The sequence below is a fragment of the Streptomyces sp. NPDC058045 genome, assembly GCF_042885635.1.
In the GTDB taxonomy this organism is placed as follows: Bacteria; Actinomycetota; Actinomycetes; order Streptomycetales; family Streptomycetaceae; genus Streptomyces.
The window spans coordinates 91,567-112,444 of sequence record NZ_JBHVRR010000008.1; the positions used below are offsets into that span (position 1 = coordinate 91,567).

Sequence of the window (20,878 nt, forward strand, 5' to 3'; positions counted from 1 at the left end):
GCCCAATGGTCGACCCCGAGTGCACTCTCCTCAGCCAAATGGGGGATGGTAGAGACAGTCAGGGCACCTCGAAGATGAGGCACTACGTCGGTGAGGGAAGACGTGAGCGAAGAACGCGACAACGCGGTAGTTCTGCGGTACGGCGACGGCGAGTTCACCTACCCGGTGATCGACAGCACCGTCGGTGACAAGGGCTTCGACATCGGGAAGCTCCGCGCTCAGACCGGTCTGGTGACACTGGACAGCGGCTACGGCAACACCGCCGCCTATAAATCCGCCATCACCTACCTCGACGGTGAGCAGGGCATCCTGCGCTACCGCGGTTACCCGATCGAGCAGTTGGCCGAGCGCTCCACCTTCCTGGAGGTCGCGTACCTGCTGATCAACGGGGAGCTGCCGACCGTCGACGAGCTCGCCGCGTTCAAGAACGAGATCACCCAGCACACGCTGCTGCACGAGGACGTCAAGCGCTTCTACGACGGCTTCCCGCGCGACGCCCACCCGATGGCGATGCTGTCCTCCGTGGTCAGCGCGCTGTCCACGTTCTACCAGGACAGCCACAACCCGTTCGACGAGAAGCAGCGCAACCTCTCGACGATCCGGCTCCTCGCCAAGCTCCCCACCATCGCCGCCTACGCCTACAAGAAGTCCGTGGGCCACCCGGTGGTCTACCCGCGCAACGACCTCGGCTACGTCGAGAACTTCCTGCGGATGACCTTCTCGGTGCCGGCCGCCGAGTACGACCTGGACCCGGTCGTGGTGTCCGCGCTGGACAAGCTGCTGATCCTGCACGCGGACCACGAGCAGAACTGCTCCACCTCCACGGTGCGCCTGGTCGGCTCCTCGCAGGCCAATATGTTCGCCTCGATCTCCGCCGGCATCTCGGCCCTCTGGGGTCCGCTGCACGGCGGCGCCAACCAGTCGGTGCTGGAGATGCTGGAGGGCATCCAGGCCTCCGGCGGCGATGTCGACACCTTCATCCGCAAGGTGAAGAACAAGGAAGACGGCGTGAAGCTCATGGGCTTCGGGCACCGCGTCTACAAGAACTTCGACCCCCGGGCGAAGATCATCAAGGCGGCGGCGCACGATGTCCTCTCGGCCCTCGGCAAGTCCGACGAGCTGCTGGACATCGCCCTGAAGCTGGAGGAGCACGCGCTCGCCGACGAGTACTTCGTGGAGCGGAAGCTCTACCCCAACGTCGACTTCTACACCGGCCTGATCTACCGGGCCATGGGCTTCCCGACCGAGATGTTCACGGTGCTCTTCGCGCTGGGCCGGCTCCCGGGCTGGATCGCCCAGTGGCACGAGATGATCAAGGAGCCGGGCTCCCGGATCGGCCGCCCGCGGCAGATCTACACCGGCGTGGTCGAGCGGGACTTCGTCCCGGTCGAGCAGCGCTAGGCCGGCACCCCGAGAAGTACCGCCGTCCCGGCCCGAGTTCCCCGCACCCCGCACCGGAGTGCGGGGAACTTCTGCTTGCGCGAGCGGCCACTGGAGAGCGGAAAGCGCCCCGTTGCCGGTCCCCCCACGGGCCGACAGTACGGGGCGCTTTCCTTTCCCGGTTCGGATTCCCCCCACGGGATCCGGCCGGGCGTCCATGGTGCAGCATCCGCTGCGTCCTGCGGTCGGCCGGGGCCCGTACCTGAGAGGGCCGCTCAAAGCTCCCCTGGTACGTGCCCCGGCTCTCACAACCGCGGAGAGGCCCCCCAAGACCTCTCCTTGGATCCAGAAACGCCCCCCAAGACGCTCCTGGCACCGCCTATTAGACTCACGACCCCCTTGGATGGTTACCCACCCTCTCGTGTGATCTACGTCTCCTGCGAGGGTGCTTCCCAGGGGTGCGAGAGCTGCTATGCGATCGCGGACCCAGAGTAAGGAGATTGTGCCCTTCTTGTGAAGGGGTGGACGATATCCATCCGAAGGTTCTTTCTGCGGTCGGGCCCGGCGGAGCCGCAGGTCGGGGGAGTAATCGGGCAACTCACTCGAAGCGCCGCAACCGCAGGCTGTTGGTGACCACGAAGACCGAGGAGAACGCCATCGCGGCGCCCGCGATCATCGGATTCAGCAGCCCCAGCGCGGCCAGCGGCAGCGCCGCCACGTTGTAGCCGAAGGCCCAGAAGAGATTGCCCCTGATCGTGGCGAGGGTGCGCCGGGACAGCCGGATCGCGTCCGCCGCGACCCGCAGATCCCCGTGTACCAGGGTCAGATCCCCGGCCTCGATGGCGGCGTCGGTGCCGGTGCCCAGCGCCAGGCCCAGATCGGCGGTGGCCAGCGCCGCCGCGTCGTTGACCCCGTCGCCGACCATCGCCACCGTGCGGCCCTCGGACCGGAGCCGCCGCACCTGCGCCACCTTCTCCTCGGGCAGCACCTCCGCGATCACCTCGCCGATGCCCACGGCCCGCGCCACCGACTCGGCGGCCGCGCGGTTGTCCCCGGTGAGCAGGACCGGCGTCAGACCCAGGGCGCGCAACTCGCGCACCGCCTCCGCGCTGGACTCCTTGACCGCGTCGGCCACCGTCAGCACCCCGCGCGCCACCCCGTCCCAGGCCACCGCCACCGCGGTACGCCCCTCGCCCTCCGCGGCCCGCTTCGCCTCCGCCAGCGTCTCCGGTACGGCGACCCCGGCCTCGGTCAGCAGCCGCTCGCGGCCCACCAGTACGGCATGGCCCTCGACGGTGCCGCGGACGCCGAGGCCCGGCACGTTCTCGAAGTGCTCCGGCTGCGGCAGTTCCCCCGCCCGCTCGGCGGCACCGGCCGCGATCGCCTGCGCCACCGGGTGCTCCGAGGCGTGCTCCAGCGCACCGGCCAGCCGCAGCAACTCCCGTTCCGCGCCAGGGTTTTCGGCCTCCACCGGCAGCACGTCGTGGAGGGACATCCGGCCGGTGGTCACGGTGCCGGTCTTGTCGAGGACGACGGTGTCCACCCGGCGGGTCGACTCCAGCACCTCGGGGCCCTTGATCAGGATGCCGAGCTGGGCGCCGCGGCCGGTGCCCACCATCAGCGCGGTCGGGGTGGCCAGCCCCAGCGCGCACGGGCAGGCGATGATCAGTACCGCGACGGCCGCGGTGAAGGCGGCCGCGGTCGCCCCGGTGACCGCCAGCCACGTCACCAGGGTGGCGGCGGCGAGCAGCAGCACCACCGGTACGAAGACCCCCGAGACGCGGTCGGCCAGCCGCTGCACCTCGGCCTTGCCGCTCTGCGCGTCCTCCACCAGCCGTGCCATCCGCGCCAGTTGCGTGTCCGCGCCGACCCGGGTGGCCGCCACCACCAGCCGCCCGCCCGCGTTCACGGTGGCCCCGGTGACCGCGTCGCCCACCGCCACATCCACCGGCACCGACTCACCGGTCAGCATCGAGGCGTCCACCGCGGACGTACCGGACACCACGGTGCCGTCGGTGGCGATCTTCTCCCCGGGCCGCACCACGAAGTGGTCGCCGACGGCGAGCCGGTCCACCGGGATCCGCACCTCGTGCCCGTCCCGCAGTACCGCCACGTCCTTGGCGCCCAGCTCCAGCAGCGCGTGCAGGGCGGCGCCCGCGCGGCGCTTGGCGCGGGCCTCCAGATAGCGGCCGAGCAGGATGAACGCGACGACGCCCGCGGCCACTTCGAGGTAGATGGTGGAGGAGGCGTCCCCGCGGGAGGCGACCAGATCGAAGCCGTGCCGCATCCCCGGCATCCCGGCGTCGCCGAGGAAGAGCGCCCACAGCGACCAGCCGAAGGCGGCCAGGGTGCCGATCGAGACCAGGGTGTCCATGGTGGCCGTACCGTGCCGGGCGCTGGCGGCGGCGGCCCGGTGGAAGGGGTAGCCGCCCCAGACGACGACGGGCGCGGCCAGCGTCAGCGAGAGCCACTGCCAGTTGTCGAATTGCAGCGCCGGGACCATGGCGAGCAGCACCACGGGCACGGCCAGCACCACCGAGACCAGCAGCCGCTGCCGCAGCGAGGCCGACTCGGCGTCCGGCTCCGCGCTCGCCGCCCGTTCGTCGGTGGCCGGTTCCCCGGTGACCGGTTCCTCGGCGGTGTAGCCGGTCTTGACCACGGTGGCGATCAGATCCCCGACCGCTACCCCTGCGGGGTAGCTGATGCGGGCCTTCTCGGTGGCGTAGTTGACCGTGGCGCTCACCCCGTCCATGCGGTTGAGCTTCTTCTCCACCCGGGCGGCACAGGAGGCGCAGGTCATCCCGCCGATGGTCAGCTCCACCCGGGAGGCGGCCGGGTCGGCACCGTCCGGAGTGGGCGGCCCGGTCCGGGTGTGCTGTGTGGCGCTGCTCGTCATGTCCGGCTCCAGGTGCTCCGGGAGAACGGGTCCGGGCCGTACGGCCGGCGGTCGCGCGGCGGTACGGCCCGGTCGGGAAGTGCGGGGGAGGGTGTCAGGCGCGGCCGGTGAGCTCGTAGCCCGCCTCGTCCACCGCGGCGCGTACCGCCTCCTCGTCGAGGGGGGCCTTGGAGACCACGGTGACCTCGCCGGTGGCGGCGGTGGCCTCGACGGACTGGACGCCCGGCAGATCGGACAGCTCGCTGCGGACCGCGCCTTCGCAGTGCCCGCAGGTCATGCCCGACACCCGGTACACCGTGGTGACCGCGTCCCCGGCCGGCGTGGCCGCGGCATCCTCGGAGTGGCAGGAGCCACCGCAGCAGGAGCCGGTGGTGGACTGGGCCTGGGGGAGTTCGCTCTCGGCGGCGCGCTGTGCGGTCATGGCTGCTCCGTAAGTTGTAGGCGGCTCGGGATGGCGGAGTCGGGGCCTCCGACAGAATCGAGCCTATACCCCTAGGGGGTATAAATCAAAGGATGGCCGGGTGGCACCCGGAACGAGAGAGGCGGGACAGATGCGCGCAGTGGTCTTCGAGCGGTACGGGGAGCCGGCCGAGGTACGGGAGGTGCCCGACCCGGCGCCCGCACCGCACGGCGTGGTGGTCCGCGTGGAGGCCACCGGTCTCTGCCGCAGCGACTGGCACGCCTGGATGGGCCACGATCCCGACGTGACCCTCCCGCACGTCCCCGGGCATGAACTGGCCGGAGTGGTCGAGGCGGTGGGCGAGCGGGTCACCCGCTGGCGGCCCGGCGCCCGGGTCACCGTGCCGTTCGTCTGCGCCTGCGGCACCTGCCCGGCCTGCGCCGCCGGACAGCAGCAGGTCTGCGAGCGCCAGACCCAGCCCGGCTTCACCCACTGGGGCTCCTACGCCCAGTACGTGGCGCTGGACCACGCCGACACCAACTTGGTAGCCGTACCAGAGGAGTTGGCGTACACCACGGCCGCCGGTCTCGGCTGCCGCTTCGCCACCGCGTTCCGTGCCGTCGTCGCGCAGGGCAGGCCGGAGCCGGGGCAGTGGGTGGCGGTGCACGGGTGCGGCGGGGTCGGCCTCTCCGCGGTGATGATCGCGGCGGCGGCCGGGGCCCGGGTGGTCGCGGTCGACATCGCACCGGGGGCGCTCGCCCTGGCCCGCGAGTTCGGCGCCGCGGTCTGCGTCGACGCCTCCGCCGTGCACGACACCGCGGCGGCGGTGACCGAGGCGACCGGGGGCGGCGCCCATGTGTCACTAGACGCCCTCGGCTCGGCGGCCACCTGCGCCGCCTCGGTCCGCTCCCTGCGCCGTCGCGGCCGGCACATCCAGGTCGGCCTGCTGCCCGAGGACCCGGCGGTCCCGCTCGGCCGCGCCGTCGCCTACGAGCTGGAACTCCTCGGCAGCCACGGAATGCCCGCCCACGCCTACCCGGAACTGCTGGAACTGGTGGCCTCCGGAGTGCTCAGGCCCGACCGGCTGGTCACCGCCACGGTGGCACTGGATGCCGCCCCGGCCGCGCTCGCCGGCATGGGCACCGGGACGACCGCAGCCGGGGCCACCGTCATCGAGCCCTGGCGCTGAACCCGGCGGGGTAGCCCTGGTGCCCGGCCCAGTCCCGGGCCAGCACGGCCATGGTCACCTCGTCGTGGGGGGTGCCGTCGCGCAGGGTGGCCTCGCGGTGGACGCGCTCGGTGACGAAACCGGCTGTGCGGTAGACGTGCAGTGCGCGCTCGTTGAAGGCGAAGGCGCCCAGCCGGACGCGGTGGAGCCGGAGGTGGCCGAAGGCGTGGGCGAGGGTGAGGCGGACGGTTTCGGTGCCCACGCCCCGGCCGCGTCCGGCCGGGCCGAGGAGGATGCGGAAGGTGCAGGAGCGGTTGGGCTCGTCCCAGTCGAACAGGACGCTCTCGCCGAGGAGTTGGCCGGTGGTGCGGTCCGTCACCGCCAGGTCGAGCCGGTCGGTCTGCTCGCTGCGGGAGGCGTACCAGGAGTGCAGGACCTCGGTGGTGAGGGGGCGAGTGGGGGCGCCGGTGAAGTGGGTGACCTCCGGGTAGGCGAGGATGCGCGCCATGGTGGGGGCGTCCTCGGCGGTGAACGGCCGCAGTACCGCGCGCTCGCCGGTCAAGGTGGGCTTCAGGGCGAAGTCGGCGCGGCCCGGGGCGGGTTGGGGCTCGGCGGTCATCCCCGCATCCTGCCGGGGCACCACAGGCCGGGCAACGCGATTTCCGCCGCCCGGCCTGTGGTGCTCCCTCGGTGTCGGGTAACTGCCTTATCTGCCGCGGCGGTTGCCGGGACGGGACGCCACCCAGGCCCGTACCGTGTCCGCGTACCAGTACGGCTTGCCGCTCTCCACATGGTCGGGCGGTGGCAGCAGACCGTGTTTGCGGTACGAACGCACCGTGTCCGGGCGGACCTTGATGTGCGCGGCGATGTCCTGGTACGACCAGAGGCTGCGGTCGCTCATACGTGGCACCTCTCCGTGACGTGCCGCGGCGCCGGCCGGCAGGAGCCGTCGGGGGCCGGGGCACGGCGCTGACGATCATGTGGCCTGTGCCCGGGAAACGAGGCCGGACGATCTCCGTTGCCTCCTGTCGACGCCATGTGACACGGAACCCGCGGAGCCCGGACAAGTGTGACGAGAAGGTGGCGTTTGTGACAGAAGCGGCACACGGGGTAGGAGTACCGGTATGAGCGCACCCAGGCTTCACCTTCCGCGGGGCAGCGCCTCCGACGGCCCCTACGCGGTGGACACCCGGCAGTCCGCCGTGCGCCACCCCCGGCTCCGCGTGCTGGAGCTGGCGCCGGGCGGCCTGCACTCCTTCGGCACCGGCCACGAGGAGTGGATCGTGCTCCCGCTCGACGGCGGTTGTACGGTGCACGCCGAAGGCCGCATCATCGAACTGCAGGGCAGGGACGGGGTGTTCGGCGGAGTCACCGACTTCGCCTATCTGCCGCGCGACGCCCACGCACAGATCGCCTCCGGTGCGGGAGGCCGCTTCGCCCTGGCAGGAGCGAAGTGCGAGCGTCGACTCCCCGCCCGCTACGGCCCCGCGCCGGAGGTACCGGTGGAGGAGCGCGGCAGCGGCCAATGCGCCCGCCGGGTACGCAACTTCGCCGCCGCCGGCGCCTTCGAGTGCGACTCCCTGATCGCCGTCGAGGTGGTCACCCCCGGCGGGCACTGGTCCTCGTATCCGCCGCACAAGCACGACACCCAACGGCCGGGCGAGGAGAGCGAGTTGGAGGAGATCTACTACTACGAGACGGACGGGCCGCGGGGCTTCGGCTACCAGCGGGTCTTCCCGTCCCGGCCGGGCGGCGCGGATCTGCTGGCCGAAGTCCGGGACGGGGACGTGGTGTTGGTGCCGGACGGCTGGCACGGCCCGTCGATCGCGGCGCCCGGCCACGACCTGTACTACCTGAATGTGATGGCCGGGCCGGGCCCCGAGCGCGAGTGGCGGATCACCTTCCACCCCGACCACACCGCGGACGGCTACCGATGACCCCCGGGAGGGCGCCCATGACCAGCCGCAGGCTCACCACCGCCCAGGCCCTGATCGCCTTCCTGGCCCGGCAGTTCACCGAACGCGACGGCGAGCGGCACCGCCTGGTCGCCGCCACCTGGGGCATCTTCGGCCACGGCAATGTCGCCGGGATCGGGCAGGCCCTGGTCGAGTACGCGGACCAGATGCCGTTCCGGCAGGGCCGCAACGAGCAGGCCATGGTGCACGCCGCGGTGGGCTACGCCCGGCAGTGCGGCCGGCTCTCGGCGCAGGCCGTCACCACCTCCATCGGACCCGGCGCCACCAACCTCGTCACCGGCGCCGCCCTCGCCACCGTCAACCGGCTGCCGGTCCTGCTGCTGCCCGGTGACACCTTCGCCACCCGCCCCGCCGAACCGGTGCTCCAGCAACTGGACTTGGAGGCCGCGGGCGACCTCTCCGTCAACGACTGCCTGCGCCCCGTCTCCCGCTACTTCGACCGCGTCACCCGGCCCGAGGCGCTGATCCCCGCCGCACTGGCCGCGATGCGGGTCCTGGCCGACCCGGCGGCGACCGGCGCCGTCACCCTCGCCCTGCCGCAGGATGTGCAGGCCGAGGCGTACGACTGGCCGGCGGAGTTCTTCGCGGAGCGGGTGTGGACGGTGCGCCGGCCGGGACCGGACCCGCTCGAACTGGACGCCGCCGTAAGGGCGGTGAGGGAATCGCGCCGCCCGCTGATCGTGGCCGGCGGCGGGGTGCGGCACAGCGCAGCCGAGGACGCGCTGGAGCGGTTCGCCGACGCCACCGGCATCCCGGTCGCCGCCACCCAGGCCGGCAAGGGCACCCTGCGCCACGACCACCCGTCCCAGGTGGGCGCCGTCGGCCACACCGGCACCGCCGCCGCCGCGCAACTCGCCCGCACCGCCGACCTGGTGATCGGCGCCGGCACCCGCTGGACCGACTTCACCACCGCCTCCGGCACCCTCTTCCAGGAGCCCTCGGTCCGCTTCGTCAATCTGAATCTGGCGCCCGCCGAGAGCCACCGGATGGGCGGGCTGCCCCTGGTCGCCGATGCCCGCGCCGGTCTCGAAGCGCTCACCGAGGGCCTGCGCGGCCACCGCGTCCCGGCCGCCTACACCGCCGAGTACCGCGGCGCCATGGCCGACTGGGAGCGCCGGGTGGACGCCGCGTTCACCGCCGCCGACGACTCGGCGCGCCCCACCCAGCCGCTGGTCCTGGGCGCGCTGGACTCCGTCGTCGACGGCACCGACATCGTGGTCAACGCGGCCGGCTCCCTCCCCGGCGACCTGCACCGCCTCTGGCGCCCCCGCTCCCGCGACCAGTACCACGTCGAGTACGGCTACTCCTGTATGGGCTACGAGATCCCGGCCGCGATCGGGGTGCTGCTGGCGGCGCCGGAGCGGCCGGTGTGGGCGCTGGTCGGCGACGGCACCTATCTGATGATGCCCACCGAGATCGTCACCGCCGTCCAACTCGGCCTGCCGCTCAAGGTGTTGATCGTGCAGAACCACGGCTACGCCTCCATCGGCGGCCTGTCCCGCACGGTGGGCGCCGAGGGCTTCGGCACCGGCTACCGCTTCCCGGCGGCCGACGGCACCTACACGGGGGCGCCGCTGCCGGTGGACCTGGCGGCCAACGCGGCCAGCCTCGGGATGCGGGTACTGCGCGCCCGTACCGTGCGTGACCTGCGGGAAGCACTGGCGGAGGCGAGAGCGGAGCGGCGTCCCACTTGTGTCTACACGGAGACCGAAACGGGTGACACAGTGTCGGGAGCGCCCACCGCGGGGGCGTGGTGGGATGTGCCGGTGGCCGCCGCGGCGACCCGTCCTGCCGCGGTCAGGGCACGCGAGGAGTACGACCGGCACGCTGCGAGGATCCGCCGCCATCTGTAGGGACCTGTCGAGATTCGGGAGTCGCTGTTATGACCAGGACCGTCAACCACTGGATCGGCGGGAAGCCCGCCGAGGGGGCCTCGGGCACGTTCGGCCCGGTCACCGATCCGGCGACCGGGGAGGTCACCACACAGGTCGCGTTCGCGGACCGGGACGAGGTGGACGCGGCGGTCGCCGCCGCCCGGGAGGCGTCCGCGACCTGGGGCACCACCTCCCTCGCGCAGCGCACCGCGGTCCTGTTCCGCTTCCGCACCCTGCTGGACGCGCACCGGGACGAGATCGCGGCGCTGATCACCGCCGAGCACGGCAAGGTCCACTCGGACGCGCTGGGCGAGGTGGCCCGCGGCCTTGAGGTGGTGGAGCTGGCGTGCTCGATCCCGGGCCAGTTGAAGGGCGAGCTGTCCACCGAGGTCTCCACCCGGGTGGACGTGGCCTCCATCCGGCAGCCGCTGGGCGTCGTCGCGGGCATCACCCCGTTCAACTTCCCGGCGATGGTGCCGATGTGGATGTTCCCCATCGCCATCGCCTGCGGCAACACCTTCGTGCTCAAGCCCAGCGAGAAGGACCCCTCGGCCGCGATGCGGGTCGCGGAGCTGCTCTCCGAAGCGGGCCTGCCGGACGGGGTGTTCAACGTCGTCAACGGTGACCGGACCGCGGTGGACCGGCTGCTGGAGCACCCGGATGTGGCCGCGGTGTCCTTCGTGGGCTCCACCCCCATCGCCCGCCATATCCACACCACGGCCTCCGCCCACGGCAAGCGGGTGCAGGCCCTCGGCGGCGCCAAGAACCACATGCTGGTGCTGCCGGACGCCGATCTGGACGCGGCCGCGGACGCCGCGGTGTCCGCGGCCTACGGTTCGGCGGGCGAGCGGTGCATGGCGATCTCCGCGGTGGTCGCGGTGGGGTCGGTCGGCGACGATCTGGTCGCCAGGATCAAGGAGCGGGCCGGGAAGGTCAGGATCGGCCCCGGCACCGACCCGGAGTCGGAGATGGGCCCGCTGATCACCGCCGCCCACCGGGACAAGGTGGCCTCGTATGTGCGGGGCGCGGCGGAGGACGGCTGCGAGGTCGTCCTGGACGGTACCGGGTACACCGTCGAGGGCCATGAGAACGGCCACTGGATCGGCCTGTCCCTGCTGGACCGGGTGCCGACCACGGCGAAGGCCTACCGGGACGAGATCTTCGGCCCGGTGCTGTGCGTGCTGCGGGTCGACACCTACGAGGAGGGCGTGGCGCTGATGAACGCCTCGCCGTTCGGCAACGGCACCGCGATCTTCACCCGGGACGGCGGCGCCGCCCGCCGCTTCCAACTGGAGGTGCAGGCCGGGATGGTGGGCGTGAACGTGCCGATCCCGGTGCCCGTGGGCTACCACTCCTTCGGCGGCTGGAAGGACTCCCTCTTCGGCGACCACCACATCTACGGCAACGACGGCACCCACTTCTACACCCGGGGCAAGGTCGTCACGACCCGCTGGCCCGACCCGGCGGACGCCCCCGCCGGAGTCGACCTGGGCTTCCCGCGCAACCACTGAGCGCCCACGCCGCCGGCCACCGCACTCTCCGGGGAGAGGCGGTGGCCGGCGGCGGGACGGGACGGGGGGCGGGCTCTAGTAGCCACCGCCGCCGGTCTTGCTCGGGCTGCCGCTGGGGCTGCCGCTCGCCGACTTGGTGACGGCGTTGCCCTTGGCGTCCAGCACGTACCACTTGGCGCCGAAGGCGGTCAGGCCCTGCCCGTTGACGTCGCCGGGCGCGGCGTCCTTGAAGAAGAAGTACAGCGGGTGCTTGTTGTACGTGACCTGCTTGGTCCCGTCGGGGCGGGTGGTGGTGCCCAGCTTGGACTGGTCGACCCCGGTGCCCGCGGACGGGGAGGCGCCCTTGGAGGGGGAGCCGGTCGGGGACGTCTTCGGCGAGGCGGACTTGGTCGCCGTGTCCGTCGGGGAGCCGGTGGGAGATCCCGTGGGGGAGCCGGTGGCGCCGCCCTTGCCGATGATGGCCGGCGGCCACTGCGCGGCACAGGTGCCCTCGCAGGTCGACTTGTCGCTGGTGTCCTTCTGGAACAGGTACAGCGTGCGGCCGTTGCCGTCGACCAGGATCTTGCCCAGGCCGTCCGCCTGGGCCGTCATGATCTTCTCCGGCATCATCATGCCGCCGGCGGTGGAGGTCGGGGATGCCCCGGTCGGGCTCGGGGAGCTCTTGACGGCCTCGTCCGCCGCGCGTGCGTGGGAGGTGGTCTTCTCCGTGTCGTTGCCCGCACATCCGCCCGCCGTGGCGGCGACCAGGGCGAGCAGCGCTGCCGCCGCGGCGGGCCGTGCGATTTTCTTGCTCATGCCAGGTTCCTCCGGTACGTACTGCGTCACCTCGTCGGTGCGGCCCCTCGGCGGGACCGTCAGCAGCCACTTGAACCCACGAACCGGACATCGACCAGCTCAGTGCGGCGTCTGGCGTACGGCCACCGGAGTGGGGCGCTGTCGGTGAGCCGACTTCGGAGTGCGCGTTCCGGCGACGAAAGCCGCCCACCGGTGCCCGGCACGGCGGTACGGATCGCGGACGGCGGCGAGGCCCTCGAAAGCGCGTCTCACCCGCCGTACTGGAGGACCGGCTGCGCGGCCGCCCGCCGGTCCGCGGTTGTCACCCGTCCTCGGCCAGGGTCCCGGCGACGAGGGCGGTGATCTCGGCCTGGTGCCGCTCCAGGAAGAAGTGCCCGCCGGGGAAGGTGTGCAGGGCGAAGGCGCCGGTGGTGTGCTCCCGCCAGGCCGCCGCCTCCTGCGCGGTGGTCCGCGGGTCGCTGTCGCCGGTGAGGACGGTGAGCGGGGCGCTCACGGTGGCACCGGCCTCGGCCCGGTACAGCTCAGCGGCCCGGTAGTCGTTGCGGATGACGGGCAGCACCATCGCCAGCAGGTCCTCGTCCTCCAGCCAGCCGCCCGCCGTGCCGCCGAGGAGGTGCAGCTCCTCCTTCAGCCCGGTGTCGCCGCGCAGGTGGACGTCGTCCGCGCGGATCCTGCTCGGTGCGCGGCGGCCGGAGGCGAAGAGGTGCACCGGCCCCGGGGTGCCGCGCTCCGCCATCCGCCGGGCCACCTCGAAGGCGACCGTCGCCCCCATGCTGTGCCCGAAGAAGGCGACCGGGCGGGAGTCGCCCGAGGCGCGCAGCTCGGCCTCGATCAGGTCGGCGAGCTGCCCGAGGTCGCCCACCAGCGGCTCGTTCCGCCGGTCCTGCCGGCCCGGGTACTGCACGGACACGGTGTCGACGCGGGGGGAGAGCGCCGCGGAGAAGGGGAAGTAGTAACTGGCCGAGCCTCCCGCGTGCGGGAAGCACACCAGGCGCACCGGTGCCTGCGGGGCGGGGTGGAAACTGCGCAGCCAGTTGCTTCGGCCTGTCGCCGGAGTCGTCATGCGGTGTTCCTGCCGTAGGTGGGGTCGGGGTGTGTGGGGTCGCCGGGCGGGGGTGCGGTCAGCCCGTGCAGCTCTTGCCCGCGGCCGGTACCAGTCGGGGCGGATAGCGGCCGCTGCCCGTGAGCCGCAGCGGGAGGTCGGCCCGCTGCTTCACGTTCAACTTCCGGTAGACCCGGGTCAGATGCTGCTCGACGGTGCTGATGGTGATGAACAGCTCGCGGGCGATCTCCCGGTTGGTGTGCCCGATCGCGGCGAGGGCGGTCACCCGGCGTTCCGCTTCGCTGAGCGAGGCGACCCCGTCCGCGGTGTCCTCCGTCAGCCCCTCGGCGGCGTCCCGCAGCGACAGGGACTGCCGGCAGAGGTCCTCGATGCCTGCCTCGGCGGCCGCCTGGAGGGCCTGGTGGGCCACCGCCCGGGCCCGGCTCAGCTCGCCCAGCTCGTGGTGGGCGCGGCTCAAGTCGGCGAGCACACCGGCGAGTTCGCACTGGTCCCCGGCGCCGAGCAGCAGGTCGGCCGCCTCCCGGAGCCGGGCGGTGCGCCGATTCCCCGCCTCGGTGGCGGCCAGTACGCGCAGGGAGAGGCCGCGGGTGCGGGGCGCGTGGGCGCCGGGCATGGCGAGCTGTGCGGTGACGAGGTCCCGGGCGGCTTCGGGCCGGCCGAGGCTGAGGTGGGCCTGCGCCAAGTCGCTGCGCCAGGGCACCAGTTCGGGCAGGTCGAGCGACCAGGACCGCATCAGTTCACCGCAGCGGTGGAAGTCGATGAAGGCGTCCCGGGGCCGCCCGGCGGCGAGGTGGTGGTGCCCGCGGGCGCGCAGATAGCACAGTCCGAAGGGGCTGTGGAACATCCCGTCGGGCACCGCCTGCCGCAGCAGTCCGGCCGCTTCCGCGGGGCGGCCGAGGGAGGTGAGGGCGAGGATCCGCACGGACAGCGGGTGGCCGACGACCACACCCCAGCCCCGGGCGGAGATCAGCCGCAGCGCGTCCTGCGCCAGTTCCGCGGCCCGCTCCAACGCGCCCTGGTGCAGGGCGACTTCGGCTTGGTAGGAGGTGAAGAGGGCTTCCCAGGTGGGGGCGCGGCGGGCACGGGCCTCGGCGAGGAGGGTGTCGCAGTGGGCGGCGGCCCGCTCGGTGCGGCCGGTGTGGATCAGCGCGGACAGGGCGAACTGCGCGTCCCCGATCCCGGCGCTGGACAGGCCGGTACTGGCGAGGGTCTGCTCGGCCCAGTCGGCGGCGCGGGCGTGCAGTCCCTCGGCGAGGGCGGAGCCGAGTGCGTCGGAGGCGGTCAGCAGGACGGGGCCGGCGGCTTCGGCCGGTCCTGCGGTGGTGGTGCCGTCGTGGAGTGCGGCGAGCCCGGTGGGGGCGGGGAGGTCGCCGGATATGCCGGTGGCGTACGGGAGTTGGGGGCTCAGGTGGAGCCATTTCCGGACGTTCCCCAGGCAGGACAGCCCGGACGCGGTCCGCGGGTCGCCGGTGTCCGCCGTGGCCGTGAACCAGTCGAGGAGTTCCTGCGCCTCCTGCCCGCGGCCGTGCCAGAAGAGGTGGAGGGCGATGGGGATCGCGTTCGGCGGCTCCAGCAGGCCCGCCGTCACCGCCTCCTTCAGAGGGGTGAGGTGGCGGAGGACGGCGGACGGGTCGCGGCGCCAGGAGATCCGGGCCAACTCCATGGTGAGGGCGGCGCGTTGGGCCGGGTCCTCGGTGCTGCGGCAGGCGAGCGAGAGGCAGTCCAGGGCGGCCTCCGCCCGGTCCTCGGCGAGCGCCCGGCTGGCGGCCTCGTGCAGCGTGGGTACCGCCCAGCCGCCGGGAGTGCTGTCCGCGGCGACCAGGTGCCGGGCGACCTCCAGGGCTTCGCGGCCCTGGTCGTAGAGGAGCCCGGCGGCCCGCAGATGCAGCCGGAGGCGGGCGTCCGGGGTGAGGGTGTCGAGGACGGCGGCGCGGATGGCGGGGTGGCGCAACCGGCCGTCGTGCACCAGCCGGGCCCCGGTCAGAGCCCTGACGTCCGCTTCGACCCGGGGGCCGTTGGTGCAGGTGAGAGCGCCGACGAGGGCCGGATCGCCGCGGCCTCCGCTCTCCTCAAGGACGGCGAGCCCACGGGCGACGTCCACGGTGGACTGGTCCCACCGGTAGAGGCAGTCCAGCACCGCCTGCCGGAACGACTCCTCGGTGGGTGGCACCGCGGGCGGTGCCCCGCCCCCGGTGGGCGGGGCGTCCTCCAGGAGGCCGCGCAGCAGCAGCGGGTTGCCGCCGGAGACCTGGTGGTAGCCCGGCGCGAGGCGGGCCGCGGTGGCCGGGTCGGTGTGCTCCGCGATGACCTCGCCCACCTGCTCCTCGGAGAGCGAAGTCAGGCTGATCCGGCGGCAGTCGGGGTGGCGCAGCAGTTCGGCGCGGAAGGCGGGGTGGGCGAGCGGGGACACCGTCCACTCGCTCAGTACGGTCAGCAGCCGCTCCGACTTCAGCCGCCGCAGCAGATAGAGCAGTATCTCCAGGGACGGCCGGTCGGCGTACTGCACATCGTCCACGCAGAGGACGACGGGCCGCCCCGCCGCGTACTCCAGGAGCGCGGTGCACAGTCCGCGGGCGATACGGGCGGTGGTCTCCGCCATGGCGGCCGGCTCCGCGTCCGGGGCCTCGGCGGGGGGCGGCTGAGGGCCGGGCTGCTGCTCGGTCCAGCTCTGGAGTTCGGCGGTGTGGAAGGGGTGGCACAACTGCCCCAGGATGCCCAGCGGATGGCCGCGTTCGGCCCGCGATCCGGTCGCGGTGAGGACCAGCGCGCCGTCGGCCGCCGCCTCCTCCCCGAAGGTGTGCAGCAGTGCGGTCTTCCCGGTGGCGACGGCACCCTCGACGAGCACGGTCTGCGCCTTGTGCTGTGCGGATCGCTCGAACAAGTCCCGTATCCACGCCAGTTCGGTCATACGGTCTGCAAGTGCCATATGTCGCCCCCTAGTTGAGGAGCGCTGCCGGGCAAGTACGTGAAGACCGGCGGTCGTTGGCTCGGTCCTCGACAGGTACCGCCTCGGAGGTGTGACGCTCCGCAAACACGTGGGCGCAATCTATCGCAGCTCCGGGCGCGTTCGCGGGGTGAAGGTGTCATGCGTATTTTGTCGCGGCTCCGGACGGGTGCGCTGGTTGGACCCGATGCCGCACCGGCGCCGCGGCCGCTTCCGCCCCGCCGCCGGGTCCGCCGCGCCGGGCGCCCAACTCACTCTGGGTGAACGGGTGTTGCCGTCCGGTGGCGGAACGGCACCAGCCGGGTACCGCGGACCTCGCCGGGCTCGTCCGATAGGTATCGTCCGACCGATGAGGACGTACAACGAGCACACCACCACCGCTCCCGGGCCTACCGACTCCGCCACCGGGCGGGGGTCGCTGCTCGCGGTGAGCGATCTGCACATAGCGATGTCCGACAACCGGCCGCTGCTGGAGTCCCTGCACCCCGGGCATCCCGACGACTGGCTGATCGTCGCCGGTGACGTCGCCGAGCGCAGCGAGGACATCGAGTCGGCGCTGCGCCTGCTCGCCGACCGCTTCGCCCGGGTGCTGTGGGCCCCCGGCAACCACGAGCTGTGGACCCCGCGCGCCGACTCCCTCACCCTCCGCGGCGAGGAACGCTATCTGCACCTGGTCGAACTCTGCCGCAGCCTCGGCATCGACACCCCTGAGGACCCCTACCCCCAGTGGCAGGGCCCCGAAGGCCCGGTCACCGTCGCCCCCCTCTTCCTGCTGTACGACTACACGTTCCGCGCCCCCGGCACCACCACCAAGGCCGAGTCCCTGGCCTACGCCCGCGGCACCGGTGTGGTCTGCACCGACGAGTTCCTGCTGCACACCGAGCCCTACGACGGGGCCGACGACTGGTGCCGGGCCCGGGTCGCCGCCACCGAGGAGCGGCTCGCCGCCGCCGACCCGGATGTGCCCCTGGTCCTCGTCAACCACTGGCCGCTGGTGCGCCGGCCCACCGAGATCCTGCACTACCCCGAGTTCGCCCAGTGGTGCGGCACCGAACTCACCGCCGACTGGCACACCCGCTTCAATGTGGCCGCCGTCGTCTACGGCCATCTGCACATCCCCCGCAGGACCTGGTACGACGGGGTCCGTTTCGAGGAGGTGTCGGTGGGCTACCCCCGCGAGTGGCGCCGCCACAAGCACCCGCACGGGCTGCTGCGCCGCATCCTGCCGTACGCCGAAGTACCCATGGCCACCGGCCGGTTGAACACCTTCTTCGGGCTGACCGAGGCGGAGGCCGCGGCCCGCGAGGAGGCCGCCGCCCGTACCGAACCCTCGGAGGCCACCACCTGACCGGGGCGCGGGCTCACCCCGACTGCGGTGTGGTCCAGGTCGACCCGTCCGCCGCCACCGCGAACGCGGCCAGCCCCCTGAGTCCGGCGTGCCCGGTGAGCCAGGGCCTGGCCCGCTCGCCCATGGCGTAGGCCGCGGTGGCCACCGTGTCGGCCTCGGTGAGGGAGGCGGCGGTCACGGTCAGCGAGGCCAGGGCGGGGGAGGGGGCGGCGCCGGTGTGCGGGTCGACGATATGGCAGCCGCGTTCGGCGGGGCCGGAGGTGGCGAGGGCGAGCGGTCCCTCGGTGTGGCTGACGAGGGCGGCGAGTTCACCCGGCCGCAGCGGGTGGCTGACGCCCACCTGCCAGGGGCCGCCGTGGAGTTGGATGTCGCCGCCGCCGTTCAGGCAGATGTGTTCCGCCCCGGCGTCGAGCAGCAGATCGGCGGCGCGTTCCACCGCCCAGCCCTTCACCAGGCCGCTGGGGTCGAAGCGGCCGCCGCGCCAGGCCGCGAACCAGCCACCGGTGCGCTGATGCGCCTCGGCACACAGATGGGTGACCTGGTACAGCTCCGACTGCCACCGCGCGGGCACCGGCTCACCCCGATTGACCAGGCTGACGGCGCTGTCCTCGCGGTAGGGGGAGAACACCCGGTCCAGGTGGTGCAGCAGGGCCTCCGCCTCGTCAAGTGCCTTGTGGAGCAGGGGAGTCGGGGCCGCCCGTACCGTGCAGGAGAAGACGGTGCCCATGGTGCGCACCACCCGGTGCAACTCCGGTCGCGCGTCCGGCTCGGAGATGGGCCGGTCGGAGATGGGCCTCTCAGACATGGGCCTGGTCCAGTGCGCTCTGCAGGGAGCTGAGATAGCCCTCGCTGGTGTACGTCGCACCGGAGACGGCGTCGACATGGGCGCTCTGCGTGTGCAGGGTCTCGCCCACCAGGGCGGGTATCGCGGTCCGGTTGATCTGCACACTGCGGGCGTCGCCGTTCGGTTGCCGCAGGGCCCGCGCCGCCGTGATCTCCGAGCCGTGGACGGTGAGTTGGACCTGCACCGGGCCGTAGCGGGTCTGGACGGTCGGCCCGGTGACCGTACGGGTCGTGGTGCTGCCGGTGCCCGTGCCGGGGCTCGCGCTGCCGGCCGCCGGGGGCGGGGTGGTGGGCGGGGCGGCGGCGACCGGGAGGTGGTGCGGCTTGAGGGACAGCGCCAGGACGGTCACGGTGGCGGTCGCCACACAGGTCAGTACGGTGCGTCGGACGGAGTGGGCGCGCATGGCGGGGCTCACAGTTCGAAGGACTCGTGGTGGATACGGGACGCGGGCACCCCGGCGTCCCGCAGGGCGTCATAGGCGGCCAGGGACAGACCGGGCGGCCCGCAGAGGAACACATCGTGCCGGTCGACGTCCGGCAGCAGCGCCCGCAGCCGCTCCGCGGTGACCTCGGCCCGGCTGCCGTCGGGTTCGTTGAGGACATAGACCAGGTGGGCGCCACGGGCGGCGGCGATGGCCTCCAGCTCGCCGCGCAGCGCCAACTCCTCGGCGGTGCGCGCCCGGTAGAGCAGAGTCAGCGCGCCGGGCCGGGCGGGCAGCGTCTCGAAGAGGGTGCGCAGCGGGGTGATGCCGGTGCCGCCCGCGATCAGCAGCACCTTCCCGCCGCGCCGCCGCCCCGCGGTCAGCGCCCCGTACGGCCCCTCGGCCCACACCCGGGTCCCGCGGGCCAGCCCGGCGACGCCCGCGCTGTGGTCGCCGAGCGCCTTCACGGTGATCCGCATCAGATCCCCCCGCGGCACCGCCGACAGCGAGTACGGGTGGCTGGCCAGCCACCGGCCGCGGGTCAGGAACCGCCAGCGCAGGAACTGCCCCGGCCGGGCGCCGAGTTGGTCGAGGCGGTGCCCCTGGAGCCACACCGAGTACACGTCCGGTGCCTCGCGGACCACGGAGTGCACCCGGATCCGGTGCCGCAGATTGAGCCGCAGCGGGGTGAGCACCCGGAACCACACCACCAGCACCGCCACCCCGAGGTACAGGGCGTACCAGGCGGCGCGGGCGCCCGTACCGCCCACGAAGTCGGCGCCGAGGGCCAGTTGGTGCCAGAACGCCAGGAACACCGCGGCGTAGGTGAGCAGATGCAGGTGGTACCAGGTCTCGTAGCGCATCCGGCGGCGTACCGCGCGGGCCGAGGTGTAGCCGACGGCGAGCAGGATCAGGGCGCCCGCGGTGGCCATCAGCATGTCGGGCAGGTCGAACACGATGGTGCCGAGCTGACGCAGCACACCGGTGTGCGCCTGCGCGGCGTAGCCGAGGGTGATCAGGACGATGTGGCAGAGCAGCAGGCCGATGGTCCAGCGTCCCGCGGAGGCGTGCCAGCGGGCGGCCCGGTCGCTGCCCACCCCCGTCTCCAGCCACGGCACCCGCGCCATCAGCGCGACCAGCAGCGCGCACATGTACCCGCACAGCAGCCCCGTGATCCGCCCGGCCCCGGTCAGCCACCCCGCGGCGCCGACCACCGGCCCGGTGTCCTGCCACCACAGCGCGAGCACCGCGAAGCCGCCCGCCCAGGCGCCGCCGAGCAGCCCCGCCGCCAGCCACCGGTGCCGCGGCGGGCCGGGCGCACGGTGCCGGGCCGGCGGGGCTTGGATCGCGGTGGCCATGGCGGTCTCCTCACAAGGGGGCGGGCTGCCCACTGTGGTGCCGCAACTTCTGAACCCGCTCTGAACGGCCGCCCCGCCCCGCCCCCACCGGGGGTTCCGGGGGCCGTACGGAGGCATCCTCAGAGGAAACTCAGAGGAATCCGATGGATGCTGGTGGGGCCATGAACGCACGCTCCGCAGCCCTGACCCGCCCCGACGGCACCCCCGTGCGCGTCCTCGTCGTCGACGACGAACCCGATCTCGCCGAGGTCGTCACCGGGGCCCTGCGCTACGAGGGGTGGGAGGTGCGCTGTGCGGGCACGGCCCAGGCCGCCGTGGACGAGGCCCGCGCCTTCCGGCCGGACGCCGTCGTCCTGGACATCATGCTCCCGGACCGCGACGGCCTGGCCGTGCTGCGTGAGCTGCGCACCGGGCAGCCCCATGTGTGTGTGCTCTTCCTCACCGCCCGGGACACCGTCGAGGACCGGATCGCCGGGATCACCGCGGGCGGTGACGACTATGTGACCAAGCCGTTCAGCCTGGGCGAGCTGGTCGCCCGGGTCCGCGGACTGCTCCGCCGCGCCGGGATGACCCGCGAGCGCACCGCGGGCTCCCTCCTCGTGGTGGGCGATCTGGAGCTGGACGAGGACGCCCACGAGGTCACCCGCGGCGGCACCCCGATCGACCTCTCGCCCACCGAGTTCCAGCTCCTGCGCTGCCTGATGCGCAACGCCCGCCGCGTCCTCAGCAAGACCCAGCTCCTGGACCTCGTCTGGTCCTACGACTTCGGCGGCCAGGCCCATGTGGTGGAGCTGTATGTGTCCTACCTCCGCAAGAAGATCGACGCCGGCCGCGAACCCATGATCCACACGGTGCGGGGCGCCGGATACGTACTGCGGCCGGTGGTCCGGTGAGGTGGCC

At 72.9% G+C, this 20,878-nt stretch carries 17 protein-coding genes; 7 read left to right on the forward strand and 10 right to left on the reverse strand.

The window, feature by feature from the left end:
- Nucleotides 1-90: 90 nt before the first annotated feature.
- Nucleotides 91-1,401 carry a citrate synthase gene (locus ACFVST_RS07725; protein ID WP_390147897.1) on the forward strand — a complete coding sequence of 437 codons (1,311 nt, stop codon included), beginning with the start codon at nucleotides 91-93 and terminating at the stop codon, nucleotides 1,399-1,401.
- Nucleotides 1,402-1,978: 577 nt separating this feature from the next.
- Here the strand turns inward: ACFVST_RS07725 and ACFVST_RS07730 are convergent.
- Both ACFVST_RS07730 and ACFVST_RS07735 read right to left on the reverse strand, forming a co-directional pair.
- Nucleotides 1,979-4,276 carry a heavy metal translocating P-type ATPase gene (locus ACFVST_RS07730; RefSeq protein WP_390147899.1) on the reverse strand — a complete coding sequence of 766 codons (2,298 nt, stop codon included), beginning with the start codon at nucleotides 4,274-4,276 and terminating at the stop codon, nucleotides 1,979-1,981.
- Between the two features lie 94 nt (nucleotides 4,277-4,370).
- Entirely contained in the window at nucleotides 4,371-4,697 is a 327-nt protein-coding gene (locus tag ACFVST_RS07735) for a heavy-metal-associated domain-containing protein (protein ID WP_390147901.1), read from the reverse strand.
- A 130-nt stretch (nucleotides 4,698-4,827) separates the two neighbouring features.
- Here ACFVST_RS07735 and ACFVST_RS07740 point away from each other — a divergent pair, with 130 nt between their 5' ends.
- Entirely contained in the window at nucleotides 4,828-5,865 is a 1,038-nt protein-coding gene (locus tag ACFVST_RS07740) for a zinc-dependent alcohol dehydrogenase family protein (RefSeq protein WP_390147903.1), read from the forward strand.
- On the opposite strand, the gene ACFVST_RS07745 is transcribed toward ACFVST_RS07740, so the two are convergent.
- Together ACFVST_RS07745 and ACFVST_RS07750 are read right to left on the reverse strand one after the other, a co-directional pair.
- A complete protein-coding gene (locus tag ACFVST_RS07745) occupies nucleotides 5,846-6,463 on the reverse strand; it encodes a GNAT family N-acetyltransferase (protein WP_390147904.1) in 618 nt (205 codons plus the stop codon). The two genes, ACFVST_RS07740 and ACFVST_RS07745, sit on opposite strands and share 20 nt — an antisense overlap.
- An 87-nt stretch (nucleotides 6,464-6,550) precedes the next feature.
- The gene (locus ACFVST_RS07750; protein WP_390147905.1) at nucleotides 6,551-6,745 is read right to left on the reverse strand and encodes a helix-turn-helix transcriptional regulator; all 195 of its coding nucleotides are present in this window, start codon (nucleotides 6,743-6,745) and stop codon (nucleotides 6,551-6,553) included.
- Nucleotides 6,746-6,968: 223 nt separating this feature from the next.
- Between ACFVST_RS07750 and iolB the strand changes: the two genes are divergently transcribed.
- From iolB to mmsA, 3 genes are read left to right on the forward strand one after another with little or no spacing between them, the layout of a single operon-like run.
- A complete protein-coding gene (gene iolB / locus ACFVST_RS07755) occupies nucleotides 6,969-7,781 on the forward strand; it encodes a 5-deoxy-glucuronate isomerase (protein ID WP_390147906.1) in 813 nt (270 codons plus the stop codon).
- 17 nt (nucleotides 7,782-7,798) lie between these two features.
- Nucleotides 7,799-9,673: a 3D-(3,5/4)-trihydroxycyclohexane-1,2-dione acylhydrolase (decyclizing) gene (gene iolD, locus ACFVST_RS07760; protein WP_390147907.1), complete on the forward strand. Its 1,875-nt coding sequence runs from the start codon at nucleotides 7,799-7,801 to the stop codon at nucleotides 9,671-9,673.
- A gap of 29 nt (nucleotides 9,674-9,702) precedes the next feature.
- Nucleotides 9,703-11,205 carry a CoA-acylating methylmalonate-semialdehyde dehydrogenase gene (gene mmsA, locus ACFVST_RS07765; RefSeq protein ID WP_390147908.1) on the forward strand — a complete coding sequence of 501 codons (1,503 nt, stop codon included), beginning with the start codon at nucleotides 9,703-9,705 and terminating at the stop codon, nucleotides 11,203-11,205.
- 75 nt (nucleotides 11,206-11,280) lie between these two features.
- Here the strand turns inward: mmsA and ACFVST_RS07770 are convergent, their stop codons facing one another.
- The 3 genes from ACFVST_RS07770 to ACFVST_RS07780 form a co-directional block, all read right to left on the reverse strand.
- Nucleotides 11,281-12,000: a hypothetical protein gene (locus ACFVST_RS07770; protein WP_390147909.1), complete on the reverse strand. Its 720-nt coding sequence runs from the start codon at nucleotides 11,998-12,000 to the stop codon at nucleotides 11,281-11,283.
- 301 nt (nucleotides 12,001-12,301) lie between these two features.
- The gene (locus ACFVST_RS07775; RefSeq protein ID WP_390147910.1) at nucleotides 12,302-13,063 is read right to left on the reverse strand and encodes a thioesterase II family protein; all 762 of its coding nucleotides are present in this window, start codon (nucleotides 13,061-13,063) and stop codon (nucleotides 12,302-12,304) included.
- Between the two features lie 58 nt (nucleotides 13,064-13,121).
- Complete coding sequence (locus ACFVST_RS07780; protein WP_390147911.1) at nucleotides 13,122-15,989, reverse strand: AAA family ATPase; 2,868 nt, start codon at nucleotides 15,987-15,989, stop codon at nucleotides 13,122-13,124.
- Between the two features lie 367 nt (nucleotides 15,990-16,356).
- On the opposite strand from ACFVST_RS07780, the gene ACFVST_RS07785 reads away from it, so the two are divergent.
- The gene (locus ACFVST_RS07785; RefSeq protein WP_390147913.1) at nucleotides 16,357-17,355 is read left to right on the forward strand and encodes a metallophosphoesterase family protein; all 999 of its coding nucleotides are present in this window, start codon (nucleotides 16,357-16,359) and stop codon (nucleotides 17,353-17,355) included.
- A 13-nt stretch (nucleotides 17,356-17,368) separates the two neighbouring features.
- Here the strand turns inward: ACFVST_RS07785 and ACFVST_RS07790 are convergent, their stop codons facing one another.
- From ACFVST_RS07790 to ACFVST_RS07800, 3 genes are read right to left on the reverse strand one after another with little or no spacing between them, the layout of a single operon-like run.
- On the reverse strand, nucleotides 17,369-18,160 hold the full coding sequence (locus ACFVST_RS07790) for an FAD:protein FMN transferase (protein ID WP_390147914.1): 792 nt from the start codon (nucleotides 18,158-18,160) through the stop codon (nucleotides 17,369-17,371).
- The gene (locus ACFVST_RS07795; RefSeq protein WP_390147916.1) at nucleotides 18,153-18,602 is read right to left on the reverse strand and encodes an FMN-binding protein; all 450 of its coding nucleotides are present in this window, start codon (nucleotides 18,600-18,602) and stop codon (nucleotides 18,153-18,155) included. The genes ACFVST_RS07790 and ACFVST_RS07795 overlap by 8 nt, the downstream gene beginning before the upstream one ends.
- Before the next feature lie 8 nt (nucleotides 18,603-18,610).
- Nucleotides 18,611-19,978, reverse strand: a complete 1,368-nt coding sequence (locus tag ACFVST_RS07800) for a ferric reductase-like transmembrane domain-containing protein (protein WP_390147918.1) — start codon at nucleotides 19,976-19,978, stop codon at nucleotides 18,611-18,613.
- Between the two features lie 161 nt (nucleotides 19,979-20,139).
- Here ACFVST_RS07800 and ACFVST_RS07805 point away from each other — a divergent pair, with 161 nt between their 5' ends.
- Nucleotides 20,140-20,871 (forward strand): response regulator transcription factor, encoded by a 732-nt coding sequence (locus ACFVST_RS07805; RefSeq protein ID WP_390147920.1) that lies wholly within the window; start codon nucleotides 20,140-20,142, stop codon nucleotides 20,869-20,871.
- Nucleotides 20,872-20,878 lie beyond the last annotated feature (7 nt).

Excerpts from the sequence above, each read along its gene's own strand:
- ACFVST_RS07750 (WP_390147905.1), bottom strand. The coding sequence starts at position 6,745 with ATGAGCGACCGCAGCCTCTGGTCGTACCAGGACATCGCCGCGCACATC.
- ACFVST_RS07770 (WP_390147909.1), bottom strand. The coding sequence starts at position 12,000 with ATGAGCAAGAAAATCGCACGGCCCGCCGCGGCGGCAGCGCTGCTCGCC.
- ACFVST_RS07780 (WP_390147911.1), bottom strand. The coding sequence starts at position 15,989 with ATGGCACTTGCAGACCGTATGACCGAACTGGCGTGGATACGGGACTTG.
- ACFVST_RS07745 (WP_390147904.1), bottom strand. The coding sequence starts at position 6,463 with ATGACCGCCGAGCCCCAACCCGCCCCGGGCCGCGCCGACTTCGCCCTG.
- ACFVST_RS07740 (WP_390147903.1), top strand. The coding sequence starts at position 4,828 with ATGCGCGCAGTGGTCTTCGAGCGGTACGGGGAGCCGGCCGAGGTACGG.
- ACFVST_RS07775 (WP_390147910.1), bottom strand. The coding sequence starts at position 13,063 with ATGACGACTCCGGCGACAGGCCGAAGCAACTGGCTGCGCAGTTTCCAC.
- ACFVST_RS07795 (WP_390147916.1), bottom strand. The coding sequence starts at position 18,602 with ATGCGCGCCCACTCCGTCCGACGCACCGTACTGACCTGTGTGGCGACC.
- ACFVST_RS07785 (WP_390147913.1), top strand. The coding sequence starts at position 16,357 with ATGAGGACGTACAACGAGCACACCACCACCGCTCCCGGGCCTACCGAC.
- ACFVST_RS07735 (WP_390147901.1), bottom strand. The coding sequence starts at position 4,697 with ATGACCGCACAGCGCGCCGCCGAGAGCGAACTCCCCCAGGCCCAGTCC.
- ACFVST_RS07800 (WP_390147918.1), bottom strand. The coding sequence starts at position 19,978 with ATGGCCACCGCGATCCAAGCCCCGCCGGCCCGGCACCGTGCGCCCGGC.
- ACFVST_RS07730 (WP_390147899.1), bottom strand. The coding sequence starts at position 4,276 with ATGACGAGCAGCGCCACACAGCACACCCGGACCGGGCCGCCCACTCCG.
- iolB (WP_390147906.1), top strand. The coding sequence starts at position 6,969 with ATGAGCGCACCCAGGCTTCACCTTCCGCGGGGCAGCGCCTCCGACGGC.
- mmsA (WP_390147908.1), top strand. The coding sequence starts at position 9,703 with ATGACCAGGACCGTCAACCACTGGATCGGCGGGAAGCCCGCCGAGGGG.
- ACFVST_RS07790 (WP_390147914.1), bottom strand. The coding sequence starts at position 18,160 with ATGTCTGAGAGGCCCATCTCCGACCGGCCCATCTCCGAGCCGGACGCG.
- ACFVST_RS07805 (WP_390147920.1), top strand. The coding sequence starts at position 20,140 with ATGAACGCACGCTCCGCAGCCCTGACCCGCCCCGACGGCACCCCCGTG.
- iolD (WP_390147907.1), top strand. The coding sequence starts at position 7,799 with ATGACCAGCCGCAGGCTCACCACCGCCCAGGCCCTGATCGCCTTCCTG.